The organism is Methylacidiphilum sp. Yel (assembly GCF_004421185.1).
Classification (GTDB): Bacteria; Verrucomicrobiota; Verrucomicrobiia; order Methylacidiphilales; family Methylacidiphilaceae; genus Methylacidiphilum.
This window is the reverse complement of record NZ_LXQB01000010.1, coordinates 79163-99017: the sequence shown is the minus strand read 5'-3', so window position 1 is coordinate 99017 and position 19855 is coordinate 79163. Positions and strand designations below refer to the sequence as shown.

Genomic DNA, 19855 nt, shown 5'->3' with positions numbered 1-19855 from the left:
TTCTTAATTTTCATAAATACACAATAGCAAAACAATGAAGAAAAAGCATACCATGAAGCCTCAGTGGATCGTGATCTTCTTCCTATTCAGTTCGGTCTCCTATGGTATTGACATCAGCCCTAGTAAAAATACCCATCCAGACATTCTTCAAACCCCAAGAAAACATTGGTCTATTATCCCCTTTGCTGATCCCAAAAGAATTGACAAGGCCAATCAGATAAATTTCCATAAAATTCAGTCCACACTCAAAGTTGAGCCTAACCGGCTCTCTCTTTCTTCGCTCAAAGACAGTTTGACGACACCTTCCCTTCGGGTCGTTCTTACCATTTTCAATAGCGGGCGAAGAACCTATACTTTTAAGTTTCCAGATTCTCAGAGATTTGATTTTAGAATCAGAAATGCCAGCAACGAGATCATTTATGTATGGTCCGAAGATAAAGAATTCCTTCCTATGGTCGGAACAACCACTTTAAATCCAAATGACACCCTTACTTACAGTGAAGTTGTCACCATAGAAGAACTAGACCAACCACTGCAACCGGGCACTTATTGGATAGATTCGATTTTAGCTAACTATCCTGAAATTACCTCCTCAACCACTCTAGTCGTTGAACCTTAAATTTAGTATCCTTCATGGCATCTTTTGCCCACTAAGGCAACCTTCTGAGGGGATGGCGAAGGGAGCTCAGCGACTAGATGGAGGCAACTATTTGACAACAAACGGCTATTGACATTCCTGCATATTTTTTCTTTCCCTAGCGACACATTCAGCAATCCAAGGATAGGTCAGCTTGAGTCCTTCTAGAAGGGAAAATTTAGGCATCCAACCTGTTATCTTGAAAAGTTTGCTATTGTCGCTGTTCCTACCCCTTACCCCTTGGGGTTTTGATAAATTGTGTCTAATCCGAATATTTTTATTCGCCACTTTTGCTGTCATCTCCACAAGTTGGTCAATCGTTACAAGCTCTTCCGATCCTAAGTTTATGGGCTTAGGATAATCAGACTGAGTGATCAAGTATATTCCTTCGACGCAGTCTTGAATATATAGAAAGGACCTGGTTTGTTTGCCATCACCCCAGACTTCTATTTCTGAAGAATCCTCAGCCAGTGCTATTTTTCTACATATTGCAGCCGGAGCCTTTTCCCTTCCCCCTTTATAGGTTCCAAGAGGTCCATAAACATTATGAAAGCGTGCTATTCTGGTTTCAATCCCTTTATCTTCTTGATAATACTGACAGAGTTTCTCAGCAAAAAGTTTTTCCCACCCATAGCCTTCTTCAGGGTCTGCAGGCATGGCATCCTCTTCTTTTAAGGGGATCACATCGACTGATTGCTGTCTATAGGAAGGATAAATGCAGGCAGAAGAGGAATAGAAATACCGTTTCACTCCATTTTGATAGGAAGCCTCCAACATATGGGTATTGATGAGGATATTATTTTTAGCAATTTCCGCATGGTTGCTAGAAATATAACCTATTCCACCCATATCGGCTGCAAGCTGATAGACCTCATCCATCCCTTTGGTTGCTTCTAGACAATTGTCCCAATATCTCAAATCCAGAAGATAAAACTCATCACTTCTACTTCTTTCGTATTCTGGTTCTTTGATATCCACCCCTCTGACCCAATAGCCTTTCTGTTTTAAAAAATTCACAAGATGATGTCCAATGAATCCACCAGCCCCTGCAACTAGCGCTCTTTTCATTCCAAAACTCCTTGTTGTTCATGTTGTTTTGTCAAAACCTCCCACACAACCTTTTCCATAGCTTCGAGCACCTTTTCTTTGTCCCAGGTGTTAAAAGCATATTCTCTGCCATTTTCTCCTAGTCGATTCCGAGTATCCTGATCCATAGCAAGGGTTTCAAGAGCTTTCGCCATCTCCTTAGGATCTTCAGCAGGTACAACAACTCCTGCTTGAGCCTCTTCAATTACCTTTGCCACCTCACTATTCTTATTGACCGAGCAGACAACTGGTTTGGATGCAGCCAGATACGTTATAACCTTGGAAGGAAAAACAATATCTCCTACTTCTTTCTTTTGGGTGACCAGACAGAGATCTACAGCAGAAAGTAATGAGCAATATTCTCCTTTTGGAAGCAAAGCAATGAAGCGCAAATTAGGAATACCCAATGCGGTGGCCTTCTTCTCAAGCCGGGACCTATCAGCTCCATCACCAACTAAAAGGAAAACGATCTCTTTTTTTTTTAAATCCGCTGCGGCTTCAATGACGACATCCAATCCCTGCTTTACACCCATATTCCCTGTATGGGCTACGATTATTTTATTTTCCAACCCGTATTTTTTCTTAAAATCCAGAGCCTTTTTTTTGTCAGGCAATAAAAATAGATCTGGATCGGCCCAATCAGGGAGAAGAACGACCTTCTCAGCTGGTATACCCTTAGAAAGGATCTTCGCCCGCATGGTTCTAGTTAAAGTCGAAATTTTCGCTGCTTTGTCATACGAAAATTTTTCCAATTTATAGAGAATATCGAAAAAAACACTGGATTTGATCATTCTAAGATCTCTAGCAGCATCCGGCTGTAAATCTGGCACATGAAAGATATAAGGGATTTTCCACAATCGACTTAAAAGAAAAGCGATGCCTCCTAAACCAAGAGGTGGAGAAACAACAAAAAGTAGATCTGGTTTTCTTAGGAAAAGGGCTCTTAGGAACGAAGAGATAATAAAAGAGCCTTCATGGACAATTCTCCTCAACGTTGTTACTTTTCTTGGGACATAAATAAAAGAACGAAAAATAGTCACCCCATTACGACTTTCCGATTGATAAAACTTTCTCCGATATTCGGCAGATATTTTCCATAAAGGATAATAAGGGAAAGCAGTAAGAATGGAAACTTCGTAACCTCTGGCTGCAAAAAATTCACAACGTCCCGTATTGAAAAGGCTTATGCCTGTTTTTTCAGGCCAGTAGTTAATTCCAAGGAAAAGAATCCGATAGGTAGGCATATTTGCTATAGGCGGGATCCTCCAGGAAGTGGATCAAAGTTTAATGGTATAGGAGGATAAAGGTCAATAAGAAAAATTGAGTTGTCTGTGGGTCTGACAGGATTCGAACCTGTAACCAAGGGATTATGAGTCCCCTGCTCTGCCGTTGAGCTACAGACCCTTCCAATTTATTTGATTCTACTTTAATATCCAAGGTTTTCAAAATAATTTTGAGCCCCTGACATCTTCCTTCAATTACAATTTTTGCAGCTCCCAAAGATCTTTATGCGTTTTTCTAGTTGACATAAAATATGATAATGATAATCCATTATCGATTATGTTTTCTGGCCGTGGCCCTCTTCCCTATTATTTGGGCTTTGTTTCTTTGCTCTTCCTAGCTCCCCATACAGCCGGTGTGGCTGCATCCACTCAGCAAGAAACTTTTGATCAACTCTTTACTTCCCTTCCTGAAGTGACAGTGAGCGCTAGCAAACTTTATGAGGTTTTCTTCCAATATCCACCTCTTCCTATGCCACTCCGCTACCAGTTCTCGATACCCCTAGAGCAGTGTGCCCCGTTTCACAGACTTTAATGAAGACGGCAGGAATCGGTTCTTGGGGAAAACTCGATCCTCTCAGTTTTACCTACATCAACCCAGCAGCCATGGTCGAGCTTTCACAAACGGGTTGTGCTTCTGCTCCAGATATTCAGGGAACCACCGGCCTCACATTCATTAACGGTATGGAACAAACCGTTAATATGCCACTTCAAGATCTTCCATGGAACCTGAACATGGTAGAATCGATCGATTTAGTCGAAGGCCCACCTGGTGCCGTATTTAGTTCCACTCAGCCTTCTAATGGCTATCTCAATTATATAACAAAGCAGCCCTATTTCGATAGGTTCAGGGCTAACTTATGGGATACCACCGGTATGTATCGCCAATACATGTGGGGAGCTGATATTGGCGGGCAGTTTCTTGAAGCCCGGCTACCGCTTCAGCTATATGGGAATCGATAGTGGCAGTTATTATGATCTAATTAATGATCGACAGCAAAATTTTTACGTGGCCTTGGGCTATAGACCTACTGAAAATTATCAATCCGATTTGTATCTCGATTTTGGAGCCTATAGCTAGATGCTAGAAGATGTTCTCTTAAATCGACCCACAACTTCTTTAATTGAAAACGGTCTTTACTATCCAGGATTCCTTCCTCCCTCCAAAGTCAATACGGGTACTGAAAATAATCCTCCAGCTTCGAACTACCTACAAACGCCTTTACCTATCAGCAGAAGGTCAAATGTCAAATATCCTGGTGATCTAGGAAGGGCACAAACGGCAATGGCTCAATGGATTCAGAGATTTCAACTTCAGGATAATCTCCAGATAGTTAACAACACCTTCTTTTGGTACCAGACCCATGTTTGTAGTGAAGAGGAATTTTTCTTTAATGAAGCTTGGCTTGGAAATTATGAAATCGATAACCGCACTGAGCTACGTTGGATTTTTGATACGGCTGGCTTCAAAGATCCAATCGGACACTTTGTAGATACAGGCTTGGAATGGCGATATCGATATGCTCTAGCCTATGACTCTTTTAGTTTTGTGGTTACTAACGGCTGGAGTGTTGTTGAAAACCCCTACCAAAGAAATGCTATTTTTTCAGGAAATTTTCAAGCTTTAATCGGCAACCCTGCTGGTCCTGGAGGGGGAGAATAGCTTGTTCCGACTGGCCCTTATCCCCTGTATTTTGAACCTTTGAATGGAGCTACCGGGAGCAATCTCACCCGGTACTGGAGAATATCTCCATTCTGGCAAGATAATATCCGTTTAACTAAAACCCTTTCGATCATCTTCGGAGCAAGGATAAACCTTTATGAAGTTTCTTCTGAAACCCCTCCTGGAACCCCTGCTTTTTTGTTTGAAAGTCTTACTACTTCCCAATTAGCCCCTCAAATCAATATAAGCCCTTACTGGAAACCCTATCCATGGCTAAATTTTTACTTTAATTTCGATTGGCAACTAACCACCGTTGTTGCAGGCGGAGGGGGCTATTCTCCATTATTTGGCCCTTCGGCTTTTCATCTTCTAAATGAGCTGGAAGAATTGGGTGTAAAACTTAATCTTATAGAAAACCAACTTTTCCTCTCCACAGATCTGTTTATGGAAAATACCTACCTTTTTAACTTTGGGTTACCTCCTACTCCAATTAATATTAAAGGATTTGAAACCAGTTTACAATATCAACCATCCGCTCATTTTTGGTTAAAAGCCAACTATTTATTCATGAACGGAGTGGAAAACTGGAATGGGTTACCCATTGGTCCCCCACTAGCACAAACCTACTCAACAACGGTAGCTGCTCTCTTAGGGCTACCTCTGGATAATTCTGGATCTTTCCCACCTAGCAACTATGCATTAATCGCATGGCCTGAGCAGATAGTTTCAGGGATGACAACTTACCAATTTGAGAATGGTCTGGGGATTAGTCTTGGAACTGTATTGATGAGTGATATGTATCTAGGATATGAGCATCAAGTAAGAATCCCCACCCAATTTATCCCCAATGCCCAGTTGTTTTATTCCGATAAAAACTGGGAACTTAGAACTGCCTTTTACAATTTTACCAATGAACATTATTGGCCTCCAAATGGTTTTGGATTTACCCAAGTCCGAACCCTTAACCTTGATACCATTTTTCCAGGCTGGCCGTTCTGAGTTGAAGGCACTTTATCCTATAAGTTCTGATTTATTTTGAGATTTTTCAAAAGGGGCACACATCGGAGGATTTTCACCATTGCTCTTTGCTAAAGTAGAAATTTCCGCTCCCTTTTTGATGCTTTTGGAAAGCCAGGGATTATAGCGGTGCAAATATCTCTTTGGCTGAAGCTCGCCTGCAGCAGAACAACAAAGTAACTCACTGTAGGCCTTATAGTTACGCACTGTCCCAATAATTCTAAAAAGATTGCCATATTCCATTTTGGTTTTCCTAGAATCCATTACTAGATAAGAATAAGCCACTGAACGAAGGTCGATCCCTAAAAGGTTTTGGATTTGACTCCAGAAACTACTATGAAAAACATAGCGGGGGACAGAAGCAAAGAAATGACACCAATTTTTTTCTTGATCAAGCATTTGGCACTTTTGTTGATGGAGACAGGGAGCAACCATCCAAAACTTTTCTTTCAACACTTCTCTTAGTTCTATAATCTTCTTTGAATATTCTTTTTTTGCAGGTTCAACCCATAGGATGGCTTCAGCCTTTTTGGCAATAGTAAGCATTTCATCCATATATTTTTCTGTTAGCTCCCCAATAACATGACTGAGTAGAAGAATAAACGGCTTAGGGATCTGCGACAGAGTAAGCTCCTTTGTGGGAATATTCGAAAACTCCCTACAGAAAGCGGCTTGTGCATATCGCATAGCCAAGGAAGAATAATCCCAGAAAAAACAGGATAATAGCTGAAAATTATTTTTTAGAGCCCAACCATAGAAGGTTCTTGCGGCAATACCTGATCCACACCCCCAGTCAATCACATGGGACTTAGTTGGAATCCACTCAAGCAAAGAAAGCTCTCTTAAAACACTCTGCCATTTCCACCGAATCCTTTCTCCAAAAACTTTATCATAAACGCTTAGCTCTGCTTCAGACTTCCAATAAGGCTGCGTATACTTCTCTTGAGAAAGAAAAATATTCCTCAGTTTCTCGAGAATTTCTTTCTCATATTTTGTCAATCCAGTGCCCATTGTAGTCCTACCTTATGCTCTGGAATAGGGTTTTGTAACCCTTGTATACTTTACCATCTACGATGAGAGAAGGAGTAGTTCCCTCCTCTTCTTAAACGATGGAAGCCTCTTTCTCCCTTCGTCTTCTTCTCGTTTTTTATAGAACGGTTTTTAAAGTCTACTTGTTGATTTTGGTACTCCATGCAGTTTTCAGTGTTGTTTTGAAAAAAAATTCATCATTTTATTCCTAATAAGAATATGCCAGGTGTTTTCAAAATGCCAGTATCGACAAAAGAAAGTAGTCTTTAAAAAGTTTTAAAGAGGCTGCTCGAATTGATCCGTATGGAAAATGTTTTCGACTTACTCTTAGAAGAAAGCGACTATTTAGCACATTTAGCCAAAAACAGAGAGTGTTAAGAAAAAAGAAAAGCCCAATTTGCTAGCAATAAATTTCTTCACAAAGCCCCATTTCTTGCCAATCTTTTCCTCTTCAATCTTCTTCAGAAAACAGATCCCTCTATAGAAGGGCATGCTAAAACTTATAAGCAACCGTTCCTTGTATCCAGAAAACCTGACCTGGGACTACCCAATCTGAATTCGATGCACTATCCGGAGAAGCTCCAGCAGCTGCTGCATAAGGAATCCAATAATGACTGTTGAAAAAATTCCAGAAATAAAGCGAGACTTCCCATCTTTTACTCGAATAAAAAACCTGGATATTGGCATAGTCTTGAGCAGGGATCCAGGCCGTGTAATTCCAAAAACTAGGGGTAGCGGCCATCCACGTACCGCTGAGCGTCACTCCAAAACCATTGTCAAATTTATAACTGACCATGGCATTGGCGACTATATCTGGAAAATCTATCCAAGGCCAAATTCCAGGTCCATATCCAAACCCAAACATTCCCGCATCATCCAAAGGAAGATGATGTCTAAAGGCATAGCCTGTAGAATAAGATTGCGTTTCAGGGGGACCAAAAGGCAAGTCGCTAAAGTTGGAGATTCCTCGCATGTAAGCAAATCCTGCTCTAGCCCAAAAATGTCGATCAGGTTGATAATTTAGATTAAACTGAAAAGCGGTCAAATGCGTTACTACAGGCGGTAAGGCGACGTAGCCTTCCTCTAAATGGCTTCGAATTCCAGCTGCGGTCAGATACAATTTATTATGGAAAAGATTAAACTTTAATCCTCCTTCAATGTATTGTTCTAAAAGCCGCATATTATTCTCAGTAAAAACAGGAGCAAAGCCACCCATATCTGCCGCAGCGGTAGAATAAAGCCAGTTAAAATTAAAATACATGGTCATCCAAGGAAACGGCTTATAGACTGGACTGATATTAAAAAGCGGCGCCAGAGAGGTTGTTCTAAATTGTGCGAATTGATCGGGAGGAGTACCTGGTGGAGTTACTGCATCGACTATATAGGTCGTTGCCCGTGCGCCTGCTAGGAGACTCACCTTTGGATGAAATTGAATATTCCATTGCAGAAAGGGAGCAAACGCCCAATATTGACAATCGGTTGTCCCTGTTATTCCATTGCCTGGTTCAAAATAATAACCTGGCATACCAGGTATAGGGACTTCGATTTGTTGAGCCACTAAAGCTTGCCAAGCAGGCGTAAGTCTTGCATCCCAAAGCAAAGGATTTTCGTTCATAATATCAAATTCGTTAGGAATATTCAAAAAATTGGTTGAAACGTAATCAACATTCCTTTGGTAATGCCATTCAAAGCCTGTGTCCACATAATGAGAAAAATCAAGCCCTTCTTGTTGATCTGTTCCCTCTTTTTTTCCCCAATGAGTTTTTCTTCCAGGTTTTCCTCCAACAGGAGTATCAAACTGTAGTCGGATTTCCGTTCGATTATCTACCTCATAATCACCCATTACCGCTTCATCATAAAAATAGGCAGGCTGGATCGCTCGATGACGGGTATACCAGACTAGGGTATTGTTTACGATATCAAACCCCTCAGCAATATGAGCTTTTTGTATCAACTGCGTCATCCCTTGGTAGCCTGTTTGTGCCGCATCGGGAGGAATAAGCATTGCTCTGCGATTGATCGGTTCAAGTCCAACTCCAGGAAATTGATTAAATGGAATAGGCTGTCCATTAGGAAAAGTCGGAGGAAAACTATTTATCTGAGACACTGGCAAAAATCCCTTATAATAAAGGCCATTCCAGAAAAGTTCATTAGAAGGTCTGTTCATCCCGCTATAGCCAAGAGGAGAGGCATCGGCAAATTCCATGTTAAAATACCAATCTGCCGTATAATTCTCTATGGGTTTGGCGCTTAAGGCTACATAAAAATCCTGCTCGTCATTATGCACATACTGCCACCAACTCCCACTTTCTGTTCCCATGTAGCTAAACCGATACGCTAGTTTGTCATTAATAGGCCCCCCCACATCCAATCCCCAAAAATAATTTTCATACATACCCGTTGTGTCATAAACGTAGCCTCTGAATTTATCGAAATAAGGCTGTTTAGTAACATAATTGACTATGCCGTTGGAGCCCTGTGTTTGTCCATAGACCGCATTGGCGGGTCCTTCCAGGATATCAAAAGACTCGATCATGTTCCAATTCCAAGGCAGCCCTGCATTGCCCATCATAATGTTTGTGAGCGAAAGCTCGATCCCATTAACATAAGGGACAGCTTGAGTTCCAAGTACATATGGTGCATCGGTCATAAAATCCATAACTGATCCAAACGTCGTTGGGTTGACCGTCAATAGCGCCATTGGATTCATCATTCCACCTAATGCATTGACACCACTGGCATACATTAATGTCTTATTCACAGGAGTGACCGTTCTTGGGGTATCCATGACATTCATAGGTATTCCATAGACCGAATCAATATCAGATGAGGTTGGTTGCATGGTCAATTCTGGCTTGGCATATACATTAATCTCAGAGATCGTAGTCGTCGGGGCTGGATCCGATTGGGTGCTCGATATTTTTGATTGGGATGCTTTTACAATAGGGACATCTTCGACCATACCCCCATTTTGGAGAACAGAACCCTGGCTTGTTCCACTTCCTTCTGACCAATTGTTTGATGACTGCTGAGCCAAAGAAAAAGGAGAAAATAAAAAAACAAAAGCTACAAAAACCCATAGATTAATATGGAAAGTAAAAAATTTTTTTATCATAGATCCTTTTCAAAAGAAAATCTTTTCCGATCAAACATTAACAAAAGCTCTCAAAAACAACCAAGAAAGCTCTTATAGGAAAATACATTCCCTTTCTATTAGATTAGGTAAAAAAAAGATGGGAAGATATTCCCAAGAATTTTAAAAAAATATTTTACTGCATTTGGATCCAGGGAAAATAGGAAAACAACCTAGTATTATCAACGGGAAAGTCGATTAAACATTTTGAAGTTGCAAAACAAGCCTTTTAAAATGTTCTCCCCGTTTTTCAAAATTAAGATAGCGGTGGTAACTTGGTGCAGCTGGGGAAAAAAGGCAGCTAGAGCCTTTCGCGGTAAATTTACTAGCAATGATAACGGCTTCTTCGAGATCTTTAGCAAAAAAAAGATTTTTTTTGTGGTTTTTACGTTCGAAAAAGGTGCCGATGCGCCAACCGGTCTCAGGAAGAAGAATGATATTCCGTAAGTTTATTGTTTGACAAAGCTTCGAAGCAAAATCTTCTAAAGGAAGGCCTCGATCCTGTCCACCAATAATGAGTGACTGAACATTTGCAATGGCTTCTATCCCAGCAAGGGTGGCTTCGGGAACAGTAGCAATGGAGTCGTTATAATAAGAGATTCCCTCAATGGTTGCCACATATTCGAGTCTATGCGGCAGTCCACAAAAGCTAGCAAAGGCTTCGGCTATCTTTTCAGCAGATATCCCAAATAGAGAAGCTGTTAAGGCAGCAAATAGAGCATTTCTCTTATTATGTTCTCCAGGAAGCTTAAGCCTAGAACAATCGAATGTTTCTTTCCATTTTTCATCAATAGCAATCAATTTTCCTGGCAGGGGATCAAAAGAAGCTAAAAATTCCGATAAAGATGGATTGTCAGCATTATAGAGAAAAAAATTTTCGGAAGACTGGAATCTTGCGATGTTGCTTTTGGCTCGACTATAGGCTTCAAAAGAGCCATGATAGTTGAGATGCTCTTGATAGAGATTGAGCCAAATGGCAATAGAAGGAGAATGTTGACAATATTCCAACTGGTAAGAAGAAAGCTCAAGCACAGCGATCGCCTTTTCTGAGGCAAATGGAATCAGATGAAAAGGAGGAACTCCGATATTGCCTCCAATATAGGCTTCAAGCCCGTTTTTTTTTAGCAGATGATGGATCAACGAAGTCGTCGTACTTTTGCCCTTTGAACCAGTTATCCCAATAGTTATCCCAGGCCAAAAATGGAGAAACAGATCGGTCTGTAACACTATTTTTTCTTTTATAGAAGGCTCTATGGCTAGATGGCTGGTGCGAATCCCAGGGCTCTTAACAATCACATCGAAATTTTCCATGCAGCTAAAAAGGTCGTTTTCCTCAATTTGTCGTATCCAAGGACTATGAATAGCTTTTAGAGTAGCGGGATTGCTATCGCTAACAAAAAAAAAAGTTCCAGGAAGATTGGTTAAAAGAAATTCAAGAGTGGCCATTCCCTCCAATCCAAGCCCCCAAATGAGGATCTTTTTCCCTAAAAAATAACTACGAATAGCCTCAGTCATCAAAAAGGACTTTTCTCTTACATTTTTCATTTAGGATCAACAAAAATTTTTGTGGTAGACGATGTTCCCGATCCGTTTGATCATACAAAGCTTGGAGGGTTTCCATTGTCAACAAAAATTCGGGATACGACTCGATAAGTTTTCTGATTAAAAGAGGCGGATTTTCCTTGGATTTCCTAGCTTGATACCAAAGAAGGCTTGCCGCCGCTTTAGTTTCCTCCTCAGATCCAACGCATTCAAAAGGCCTATGGGTTCCTTCACCACAAAGGGACAATAAGAGGCCAAACAATGATTCGTTCTCCAGAAGATCGGATCCAAAAATTGCTTCAAGCTCCTTTTTGGGAGCAAATGGCCTAAAGATTAAAAAGACAAAGAGACATTTGGGACAGTGTCCACACCATCCTCCAGAATTCCGATTACGATTGCAACTTTGAAAGATGCGTATTGACTTTGGGATAGCACTAACATGGCTAGCAATTTGAATTTCATTGAGTGGCCGCAAAAAACTAAAGTAGCAAAAAGAAGGACATAAAAAATTAGTCATGTACTTTTGAAAATCCTTTTCAAACTCGAAGGACTTCGAATATTGATGATTAATACCTTTGGAAGGGATCGTAGGCTGACTGGCACTGGATTCATGACTAGTGATGAAATACTTTCTTTTGTGTAAAGCCATCAATAAGACTCCTATAAAGGCTAAGAGCGCCGAAAAAGGAGTGTGACCATTGAGAAAGCCTTTTTTGTTAAGCTCTAAGAGTTGATCATCGATTTTCCGTTCCACCACAACGATCTGATTTTGAGGATAGCCGAAATACTCCAAGGTGTCCCATTGGGATTGAACAGGATTCAATAAAAAACAGAGATTCTTTTCTTTTTGCTCTTTCAGCCATTCCAAAGTTAAAAAGGAATCTTTTCCTCCTCCGATAGGGAGCACATTGCCTTCTAGAAAAGGGAATTCCACAGTTGAGAATTGCCTCTGCGATCTACATTCAATCTGCATCAGCTCATCAGCAGCTTTTTCAATGCCATTTTGAAAAAAAAATTCTCCTAATCCCTTCCAATAAAGCTTAGACCACCAGTGCAATTGCTCTGGAGAAAGCAAAGCTGTCTCAATGAGAATATGTGGAGAACAGGTTGCCTTCCAATAGCTAATGAGTTCGATCATCCCGATATGAAAAAGAAAAGCATCCAGATATTTGCCAAGGTTGTTCTTCGGCTCAAGTGGCAGTCCATAAACTTTTAAGTATGGTCGAAAAAAAATGGCCTCCGTCTTGTCTTTCCCGGTCCAAAACTCATATTCCACATACAGAGTCTTTTGTCTTATTTCGGAAGAAAAACGGCTAAAGACAAACCGAGGAAACAATTTTCTTAACTGGAGGAAATTCCTCTCTGCTGATTTTGTCGGAACATATTCCATGCCAAGCATTTTATTCCTAATGCAACTTTATTTATTGAAAAGCAAGGTTTGCCGCTTCTAAAGTCTCCTTGCTACCAATATCAAACCAGGGGCCTGTCAATTCCCAAACATAGACATCCATTTGAGGATAAAGCCACTGAATAAATCGACCTGGTTGATCAGTATTTTTTTGCTCCCTCAGATACGTTTTAACCAAAGATAAAATCGATTTTGGGAAAAAATAAAGGGCCATTGCTACCCAACTTGTCGGTGGATTTTGGGGTTTTTCTTCAAAATAACATAGTTTGCCATTGGCATCGAAACTCACCACCCCATATTTAGAAGCAAGTTGCTTGTCTTTTAAGTTGTAGACACCTAGCAACGGGCTATTTTTCCGCTTGGCTTCAGAAACAAAAGATATAAGGGAGGCACAAAAAAGATTATCGCTTGCAAGAACAATAAGATCATCCTGGAGTTGCATTTTTTCGATAGCAAACTGGATATCTCCGATAGCACCTAGTCGATTCTCTTCTGTGGTTGAACCATCATCCAACACTAGGATCGGAAGCTTTACTGTTGCTTTCTCTCTATATCGATGCTTCCACTGGACAAAATGCGCATAAAACTTGTGGTTAGTAACTACATAGATTTCATCCAATGAAGAAAGTTCAAAAAGCTTATCCATTATGTAATCGAGGATTGGTTTTCCAGCAACGGACAAGAGGGCTTTAGGCTGGTTCAGAGTCAAAGGGTATAATCTTGTGGCATATCCAGCAGATAGAACTAAAGCACGCATGTTTTTTTCTCCGTTGATATTTTTGATTCAAAGATCTTCTGCGCTACTGTTCAAAAAAACAGGAGGGCAAATAGGACTGAGTAATCATTTTTAAAATTTCAAAAGTCTCTTTGGAGGTTTTTGCTTCCCATAGTGGAGATAGACTATTTTTTATTTTATCGACATCTAAATAACGAATCGCTCTTTTCGTTCTTGGAATAAAAACTGAACCCATACTAAGCCGATAGATCCCGACTGCAAGAAAAAATGGTAAGAGGTAGAGATCACTTGATATTTCCCCACAAATTCCAACCGGAATATTTCTTCGATGAGCCGCTTCTGCGGCCATGCGAATCAAAAGTAGCACGGATGGATGAAAAGGTTGGTATAAATATTCAACATTATTATTCATCCTATCAACCGCTAGGGTATATTGAATGAGATCGTTGCTTCCAATACTGAAAAAATCAACCGTTTGTGCAAGATGCTCTGCAATTAAACAGGAAGAAGGGGTCTCAATCATCACCCCGCACTTGATCTCTCCAAAGGGTATCCCTTGATGAAAAAGTTCTTGTTTTGTTTGTTCAATCATTTCCTTAGCGGCAATAATTTCAGTAAGATCGGTTATCATGGGGAACATTACTGCGACATTTCCTTCGACAGCTGCTCGTAAGATCGAACGCAATTGCGTTTTAAACATTTCTTTTTCTTTCAAAGACACACGAATCCCCCTTGAACCAAGAACGGGATTTTCTTCCATCCATCGCCAAGGCAAATAAGAAACAATTTTATCTGCACCCAAATCCAGAGTTCTAATGACGACCAGATGGGGTTTAGCATGGACGGCAGCATTTCGGTAGGCTTCATATTGCTCTTCTTCTGATGGGGGATGATTGGCCTTTAGAAAAAGGAACTCTGTCCGATAAAGCCCAATGCCATCAGCACCACTTTTCGTCATCACAGGGATGTCCTCAGGAAATTCGATGTTAGCTGAAACATAAACTTTCTTTCCATCTATAGATTCAGCAAGTTGGTGCAGGATTTTTTGATCGGATAATTCTAAATAAGACGAAGGCAATGTTTTCTCTTTGATCATCTCTATTCTTTCTGGAGAAGGGTTAACTAAAAGGATTCCTTTGAAACCATCAATCAGTACAGTTTGTCCATTGATCACTTTATTTAAAATACCCTGAATGCCGACAATAGCAGGAATTCCTTGAGACCTAGCTAGAATGACCGCATGGGAAGTTCTGCTTCTATCTTCGGTAACAATTCCAGAGACGTGTCGGAGATCTAAAGAAACTAGATCAGAAAGCATAAGAAAATCAGCAATCAAAATCCTTGGAGAATCAAGGATTTGTAAGGAACCTTCATCTCCTTTTAGTTTTTTTAAAACTCTTTTTGCTACATCCCGAATTTCAATCGCTCTTTCCCTTAAATATTCATCTTCTCCAACCTTATTGAGCCCAGCAATAAATGACCTAATGATGTTTTGATAGACTGCCTCCACACAAACAAACTCACGCTCGAGTTTTTCCTTGACAGCCTGCAAAATCATTTCATCTTCAAGAGCTAAAATCTGAACATCAAAAAGACTTTCTTCTACAGTTAATCCCAAGCCACACAGCGAGGCCTTCGCCTTTAACAGATCTTCTTTTGTCTGCAGAATCGCTTTTTCAAACTTCTCAAGCTCGTTACGAATTTCGTGAGGTTCTATTTTTCTTTCTCTAATAATTTCATGCTCTTCTTGAAGGATTAAAGCAGATCCAAAGGATAATCCAGGAGAAGCAGGGCACCCTTCTAATAATATTTCTTTAAATTCCTCCATATTAGAGCTGCAGTTATATTTTAAAACGTTTGCTCGCTCAGCTCTTATTGATTTTCTCCAAACTTGTTAACCACAAGATTGACCAGTGCCTCAACAGCCTGTTGTGCGTCAGGGCCAACAGCTGTAATTTTAAGCTTAGAACCCATACTAGCTGCCAACAACATAACCCCCATGATACTTTTCCCATTGACTTCTTCACCATCCTTCTCCACTTTGATGTCTGACTCATAGCGGTTAGCTATCTTTACAAACATGGCCGCAGGTCTTGCATGAATGCCTAACTTATTTTGTACAAGCACTTCACGCACTACAGGAGAAAAGCTCGTTTTTCCAGAATCCGATTGTTTTGCTTCAGGTTCCATTTAGAACTTCCTATGATTCCTTCCAGTGATTTTCATTAATTTTTCGTTGAATTCAGCTGCCGCATTGTATCCCATCGATCTTAATTTCTGATCCAGTGCAGCCACCTCTACTAAGGTCGCCAAATCTCTTCCCGGTCTTATGGGAATAGTGACATGCGGAACACGAATATTGAATATCTCATAATAATCTTGATCTAAGTTTACTCTTTCAATTTCCTCTCCTTTCTCCCATTCTTTAAGAGTTGCTACCATATCCAATTTTTTTTCAGGCCGAATAGCTCGCAAACCAAAAAGAGTGGTCACATCGATGATTCCTATCCCCCTTACCTCCATATGAAAACGACTAATATCTGGAGCCTTAGCCACTAATTCTCTACCCTCCAAACAATAAATTGTTGTAACATCATCGGCAACCAAAGAATAGCCTCTTTCTACTAATGAAAGGACGCATTCGCTTTTCCCTATACCACTTGGACCTTTTATAAGTACTCCAATGCCCTGAATATCTACCATGCTGCCTTGTTCATTAGTACGAGGAGCAAAATCCATTTCCAAACAGATGGTTACGGTGTTAATTAAGCGCATCGTATGGAGTTGTGATACAAAAAGAGGAACCCCTAACTCTTCGGCTTGTTTAACAATGAAGGCTGGAGGAGTCATTCCACGGGAAAGAATTAAACAAGGAATCTTTTTTAGAAAAAGCTGTCTTATCCGTTCTTCAGATTCTGCGCTGGGAAGACTTTTCAGATAAGACATCTCTCCCCATCCAATAATCTGGACCCTTTGCTTAGGAAAATATCTTAAATAACCGGAAAGTTGTAAACCCGGTCGATTAATTGATCCTTCTCTAATTAACCGATTAAAACCTTTTTTGCCTGCCACCAGAGATAAATGAAGCAACTCGCCATGCTGCTTGTAGAATTCCCCAATAGTTATTTTTGGAATGCATTTGGCTGAAAAATTGTTTTTTTGCACTTTCATAAAAAAAACAGGAAAGGCTTCTTATAAGCATCAAAATTATTTTAAAAAATCATTATTTCAAACAATTCTCAAGAGCACTTTTTATAAAAATTGCTTTTTGTTCCGTTTCTTCATATTCGGCATAAGGATCGGAATCATAGGTAATGCCACTGCCGACATGAAAAGTTGCTACTCCCTTTTCAATCACCACAAGCCTTATAGCCATAGTAAAAGCAGCCCGTTGGGGCATAAAATAACCAATGGCTCCGGAATACTGACCTCGAGGATTGGGTTCCAATTCTTTGATAATTTCTATCGCTCGTTTTTTAGGGGTACCCGTCACCGAACCTCCAGGAAAGTTAGATAAGAAAGCATCGATCATATCGTAAGCTGAGGAAAGGATCCCCTCAATTGTACAATGCATGTGATAGAGATGCGGATGAGCAGTAATACGCCACAGCTGGCTAACCTTCACCGTTCCATAATGACAAACTTTTCCGAAATCATTTCTCACCAGATCCGTTATCATCAACAACTCAGCTTTTTCTTTCTCGCTTTGAATAAGGTCCAAAAGATTTTTTCTGTTCGATACCCTATCGCCGTTTCTAGGCCTTGTCCCTTTGATAGGTTTGCTTGTCATCCTTTTATCATTGATATGTAAAAATAGCTCTGGACTTGCACAGATTAGTGTTTGTGGAGCATCGTCCAAATAACAAATTCCTCCCAGTCCTTTGCCTTCGTGAAGAAAAAAAGCAAACACCGACAAAGGGTCTGCCTCCCACTGACAAGAAATTTGCCTTGCTAAATTTATGACGTAGATATCACCGGCGGCAATATACTCTTTTGCTTTTGCAACCATCGAAGCATATCCCTGAGGTCCAGTATTAGAAACGAAAGCTGGTCGGATAAAGGCAGCTACTTTTGATTTTCTTTTGCTTTTCAAAAAAGCAGTGAGTTTGAAACGATCCTTAAACAAAGAAAGGCATGGGTAAAAGCCAAACCAGAAATTCCCTTCGAAGCCCACATAACCAACTAATCCTTGCTGTTCTTTTTTTATTTTAGTTAATTCTTTAAGAACGGACTTAACTTTACCCCAATCTTTCTGATCACCACTAAGAGTAAAAAGAGGTTTCTCCCCATAATAAAAGCCTCGATCCTCATTCCAAGTTGGAACGACTACCATAATCCATATGCTCTTTTAGCTTTCTGTTCTGACCGCAGAGGAGAAGAGACAATGGTCACCAAGAAAAGAACAGCCCCAAGCGATCGCTTATTCTAAAGGATTATGAAGACCTAAAGAATCTCTTGGCTTTCTCAAAAAAACTTTCCTGTTGAGGATGTGTTTTCTGGTCACATGCGGCTGCGAAAGCCTCCAATAAAGATCGCTGTGTCGGTGTTAGATGTGTTGGCACCTCTACATGAACTTTTACTAACAGATCGCCAATCCCATGCCCATGAATATCCGCAATGCCTTTGTGACGAAGCCTGAAAATCTTACCGCTTTGTGTTCCAGGTGGAATTCTAAGAACTTCGTGTCCAGTCAAAGTTGGTACACTTATTTCTCCTCCTAAGGCTGCTTGAGCAAAGCTTATCGGCATCTCACACAACAAATCGTTGCCTTGGCGACTAAAGAGTTCATGAGGCATAACATGAATTACCACATAAAGGTCCCCTGGAGGTCCCCCTGCAATGCCAGATTCTCCATGACCAGAGAGCCTTAACCGATACCCTTCGTCTATCCCAGGGGGAATTTTGACCTTGAGCTGAGCAGTTTGTTTGATCCTTCCTTCGCCATGACAACGCAGACAGGGTTTCTCGATGATAGCTCCAGCCCCATGACAACGGGGACAAGTTTGTGCAATGGTAAAAAACCCTTTAGAAGATCTTATTTGACCGCTTCCCGAACAGACCGGACAGCTAATCATTCCCGAACCTGGAGCATAACCCCTCCCCTCACAACCCGGACAAGTATCCAGTTTTGTAAAGGTTATTTCCTTTTCACAACCTAACGCAGCTTCTTCAAAACTGATTTTTAAATCACATCGAAGATCTGCCCCTCTTTGCTGCTTACCTCGCTTTCCTCCTACGCCTACGCCAAAGGCCTCTTCAAAAAGGCTTCCAAACAGACTATCTCCAAAAAATGTTCCTGAGCCAAAGACTTCTTTGAAAATCTCGAAAGGATCGTGGAACCCGGTAGGTCCAGCAGCCCTTTGATCAAAAGCTGCATGACCAAATTGATCATAAGCAGCCCTTTTTTCTGGATCGCTTAACACCTCATAGGCTTCACTTATATCTTTAAAAAGTTCTTCCGCCTGCTTATTCCCAGGGTTTTTATCCGGATGATACTTAAGGGCTAATTTTCTGTAAGCCTTCTTAATTTCTTCAGTCGATGCCCCTCTTTCCACACCAAGAAGTTCGTAATAATCTTTTTTAATCTTCGCCATCCTCACTCTTCTCTATTACTGATTTTTTTTAATAAAAATATTATACAAAATGCCCTAAAATCCTAGGGATGCTGAGAGACTCAGCAAAACTAATCGCTAGCCTTTTTTTCTTCTTGGGCAGGAACTTCTTCCTTAGATTCGGAAGAAACTGCCTCCTTAGAAGGAGCCATCGGTTTTTTAGCAACATAGACAGCAGCGGCTCTTAAAAGCCTATCTTTATACATATAGCCTTTTCTAAGCTGACTTGCAACATGTCCTTCTTCTACCTCATCCGTTTCAACAAATCCTAGGGACTCATGAAAATGCGGATCGAATGGTTTACCTAAAGCTTCGATCGGTTCGACTCCTTCTTCTTTTAATATCTGTAAAAACTGAGATAAAACCATTTTGATTCCCGTGAGAACTGAATTAATATCCGATGCCTTTTGGGAAGATTGAATGCCAATTTCAAAATTGTCTATGACAGGTAAAAGGGACTGAAGGATTTGTGTATTGGCATGCTTTATGGCCTCTTCCTTTTCTTTTGAAATTCTTTTCCTAGCATTATCCCAATCAGCTAGAGTCCTCAGTAATTTTTCATGCATTTCATCAGTCTGTTGAGCTTTTTGCTTCCACTCTGAGAGCAGCCGAGAGCTAACTACAACAAATGCGGCATTGTCCATTGATTCAACAGCTGGTTCAACCCTTTGCTGTCCTTCTTTAATATTTGTCTCTGCCATAGCGTTCATAA

18 protein-coding genes and 1 tRNA gene are annotated in these 19855 nt (G+C 40.6%); 5 read left to right on the top strand and 14 right to left on the bottom strand.

Annotated elements, in window-relative coordinates:
- Window positions 1-34: 34 nt before the first annotated feature.
- On the top strand, window positions 35-619 hold the full coding sequence (locus A7Q09_RS01575; RefSeq protein ID WP_134389573.1) for a BsuPI-related putative proteinase inhibitor: 585 nt from the start codon (window positions 35-37) through the stop codon (window positions 617-619).
- A 105-nt stretch (window positions 620-724) separates the two neighbouring features.
- On the opposite strand, the gene A7Q09_RS01570 is transcribed toward A7Q09_RS01575, so the two are convergent.
- From A7Q09_RS01570 to A7Q09_RS01560, 3 genes are all read right to left on the bottom strand, one after another.
- Window positions 725-1705 carry an NAD-dependent epimerase/dehydratase family protein gene (locus tag A7Q09_RS01570; protein ID WP_134389572.1) on the bottom strand — a complete coding sequence of 327 codons (981 nt, stop codon included), beginning with the start codon at window positions 1703-1705 and terminating at the stop codon, window positions 725-727.
- The gene (locus A7Q09_RS01565; RefSeq protein ID WP_134389571.1) at window positions 1702-2967 is read right to left on the bottom strand and encodes a WcaI family glycosyltransferase; all 1266 of its coding nucleotides are present in this window, start codon (window positions 2965-2967) and stop codon (window positions 1702-1704) included. The genes A7Q09_RS01570 and A7Q09_RS01565 overlap by 4 nt, the downstream gene beginning before the upstream one ends.
- Before the next feature lie 88 nt (window positions 2968-3055).
- A tRNA-Ile gene (locus A7Q09_RS01560) sits at window positions 3056-3127 on the bottom strand.
- Between the two features lie 156 nt (window positions 3128-3283).
- Between A7Q09_RS01560 and A7Q09_RS10850 the strand changes: the two genes are divergently transcribed.
- The 4 genes from A7Q09_RS10850 to A7Q09_RS10835 all read left to right on the top strand — a co-directional run bounded on the left by A7Q09_RS10850 (window position 3284) and on the right by A7Q09_RS10835 (window position 5665).
- On the top strand, window positions 3284-3538 hold the full coding sequence (locus A7Q09_RS10850; protein ID WP_244228450.1) for a hypothetical protein: 255 nt from the start codon (window positions 3284-3286) through the stop codon (window positions 3536-3538).
- Window positions 3538-3966, top strand: coding sequence for a hypothetical protein (locus A7Q09_RS10845; protein WP_244228449.1), 429 nt, complete (start codon window positions 3538-3540; stop codon window positions 3964-3966). The genes A7Q09_RS10850 and A7Q09_RS10845 overlap by 1 nt, the downstream gene beginning before the upstream one ends.
- 118 nt (window positions 3967-4084) lie before the next feature.
- Window positions 4085-4666, top strand: a complete 582-nt coding sequence (locus A7Q09_RS10840) for a hypothetical protein (protein ID WP_244228448.1) — start codon at window positions 4085-4087, stop codon at window positions 4664-4666.
- A gap of 39 nt (window positions 4667-4705) precedes the next feature.
- Window positions 4706-5665, top strand: a complete 960-nt coding sequence (locus A7Q09_RS10835) for a hypothetical protein (protein ID WP_244228447.1) — start codon at window positions 4706-4708, stop codon at window positions 5663-5665.
- 12 nt (window positions 5666-5677) lie between these two features.
- On the opposite strand, the gene A7Q09_RS01550 is transcribed toward A7Q09_RS10835, so the two are convergent.
- The 11 genes from A7Q09_RS01550 to grpE all read right to left on the bottom strand — a co-directional run bounded on the left by A7Q09_RS01550 (window position 5678) and on the right by grpE (window position 19853).
- The gene (locus tag A7Q09_RS01550; protein ID WP_134389570.1) at window positions 5678-6694 is read right to left on the bottom strand and encodes a small ribosomal subunit Rsm22 family protein; all 1017 of its coding nucleotides are present in this window, start codon (window positions 6692-6694) and stop codon (window positions 5678-5680) included.
- A gap of 511 nt (window positions 6695-7205) precedes the next feature.
- Complete coding sequence (locus A7Q09_RS01545; RefSeq protein ID WP_134389569.1) at window positions 7206-9827, bottom strand: TonB-dependent receptor; 2622 nt, start codon at window positions 9825-9827, stop codon at window positions 7206-7208.
- Between the two features lie 216 nt (window positions 9828-10043).
- The gene (gene murD, locus A7Q09_RS01540) at window positions 10044-11390 is read right to left on the bottom strand and encodes a UDP-N-acetylmuramoyl-L-alanine--D-glutamate ligase (RefSeq protein WP_244228446.1); all 1347 of its coding nucleotides are present in this window, start codon (window positions 11388-11390) and stop codon (window positions 10044-10046) included.
- Window positions 11353-12786, bottom strand: coding sequence for a hypothetical protein (locus tag A7Q09_RS01535; RefSeq protein ID WP_134389568.1), 1434 nt, complete (start codon window positions 12784-12786; stop codon window positions 11353-11355). The genes murD and A7Q09_RS01535 overlap by 38 nt, the downstream gene beginning before the upstream one ends.
- Window positions 12787-12808: 22 nt before the next feature.
- On the bottom strand, window positions 12809-13552 hold the full coding sequence (locus A7Q09_RS01530) for a nucleotidyltransferase family protein (protein ID WP_134389567.1): 744 nt from the start codon (window positions 13550-13552) through the stop codon (window positions 12809-12811).
- 43 nt (window positions 13553-13595) lie between these two features.
- Complete coding sequence (ptsP, locus tag A7Q09_RS01525; RefSeq protein WP_134389566.1) at window positions 13596-15359, bottom strand: phosphoenolpyruvate--protein phosphotransferase; 1764 nt, start codon at window positions 15357-15359, stop codon at window positions 13596-13598.
- Between the two features lie 44 nt (window positions 15360-15403).
- Window positions 15404-15721: an HPr family phosphocarrier protein gene (locus tag A7Q09_RS01520; protein ID WP_134389565.1), complete on the bottom strand. Its 318-nt coding sequence runs from the start codon at window positions 15719-15721 to the stop codon at window positions 15404-15406.
- A complete protein-coding gene (gene hprK / locus A7Q09_RS01515; protein WP_134389564.1) occupies window positions 15722-16702 on the bottom strand; it encodes an HPr(Ser) kinase/phosphatase in 981 nt (326 codons plus the stop codon).
- A 52-nt stretch (window positions 16703-16754) separates the two neighbouring features.
- Complete coding sequence (locus A7Q09_RS01510; RefSeq protein WP_134389563.1) at window positions 16755-17864, bottom strand: anthranilate synthase component I family protein; 1110 nt, start codon at window positions 17862-17864, stop codon at window positions 16755-16757.
- Between the two features lie 100 nt (window positions 17865-17964).
- Window positions 17965-19125, bottom strand: coding sequence for a molecular chaperone DnaJ (gene dnaJ, locus A7Q09_RS01505; RefSeq protein ID WP_134389562.1), 1161 nt, complete (start codon window positions 19123-19125; stop codon window positions 17965-17967).
- Between the two features lie 89 nt (window positions 19126-19214).
- Window positions 19215-19853 (bottom strand): nucleotide exchange factor GrpE, encoded by a 639-nt coding sequence (grpE, locus tag A7Q09_RS01500; protein ID WP_134389561.1) that lies wholly within the window; start codon window positions 19851-19853, stop codon window positions 19215-19217.
- Window positions 19854-19855: the final 2 nt, after the last annotated feature.

Excerpts from the sequence above, each read along its gene's own strand:
- A7Q09_RS01575 (WP_134389573.1), top strand. The coding sequence starts at position 35 with ATGAAGAAAAAGCATACCATGAAGCCTCAGTGGATCGTGATCTTCTTC.
- A7Q09_RS01570 (WP_134389572.1), bottom strand. The coding sequence starts at position 1,705 with ATGAAAAGAGCGCTAGTTGCAGGGGCTGGTGGATTCATTGGACATCAT.
- A7Q09_RS01565 (WP_134389571.1), bottom strand. The coding sequence starts at position 2,967 with ATGCCTACCTATCGGATTCTTTTCCTTGGAATTAACTACTGGCCTGAA.
- A7Q09_RS10850 (WP_244228450.1), top strand. The coding sequence starts at position 3,284 with ATGTTTTCTGGCCGTGGCCCTCTTCCCTATTATTTGGGCTTTGTTTCT.
- A7Q09_RS10845 (WP_244228449.1), top strand. The coding sequence starts at position 3,538 with ATGAAGACGGCAGGAATCGGTTCTTGGGGAAAACTCGATCCTCTCAGT.
- A7Q09_RS10840 (WP_244228448.1), top strand. The coding sequence starts at position 4,085 with ATGCTAGAAGATGTTCTCTTAAATCGACCCACAACTTCTTTAATTGAA.
- A7Q09_RS01550 (WP_134389570.1), bottom strand. The coding sequence starts at position 6,694 with ATGGGCACTGGATTGACAAAATATGAGAAAGAAATTCTCGAGAAACTG.
- A7Q09_RS01545 (WP_134389569.1), bottom strand. The coding sequence starts at position 9,827 with ATGATAAAAAAATTTTTTACTTTCCATATTAATCTATGGGTTTTTGTA.
- murD (WP_244228446.1), bottom strand. The coding sequence starts at position 11,390 with ATGAAAAATGTAAGAGAAAAGTCCTTTTTGATGACTGAGGCTATTCGT.
- A7Q09_RS01535 (WP_134389568.1), bottom strand. The coding sequence starts at position 12,786 with ATGCTTGGCATGGAATATGTTCCGACAAAATCAGCAGAGAGGAATTTC.
- A7Q09_RS01530 (WP_134389567.1), bottom strand. The coding sequence starts at position 13,552 with ATGCGTGCTTTAGTTCTATCTGCTGGATATGCCACAAGATTATACCCT.
- ptsP (WP_134389566.1), bottom strand. The coding sequence starts at position 15,359 with ATGGAGGAATTTAAAGAAATATTATTAGAAGGGTGCCCTGCTTCTCCT.
- A7Q09_RS01520 (WP_134389565.1), bottom strand. The coding sequence starts at position 15,721 with ATGGAACCTGAAGCAAAACAATCGGATTCTGGAAAAACGAGCTTTTCT.
- hprK (WP_134389564.1), bottom strand. The coding sequence starts at position 16,702 with ATGAAAGTGCAAAAAAACAATTTTTCAGCCAAATGCATTCCAAAAATA.
- A7Q09_RS01510 (WP_134389563.1), bottom strand. The coding sequence starts at position 17,864 with ATGGTAGTCGTTCCAACTTGGAATGAGGATCGAGGCTTTTATTATGGG.
- dnaJ (WP_134389562.1), bottom strand. The coding sequence starts at position 19,125 with ATGGCGAAGATTAAAAAAGATTATTACGAACTTCTTGGTGTGGAAAGA.
- grpE (WP_134389561.1), bottom strand. The coding sequence starts at position 19,853 with ATGAACGCTATGGCAGAGACAAATATTAAAGAAGGACAGCAAAGGGTT.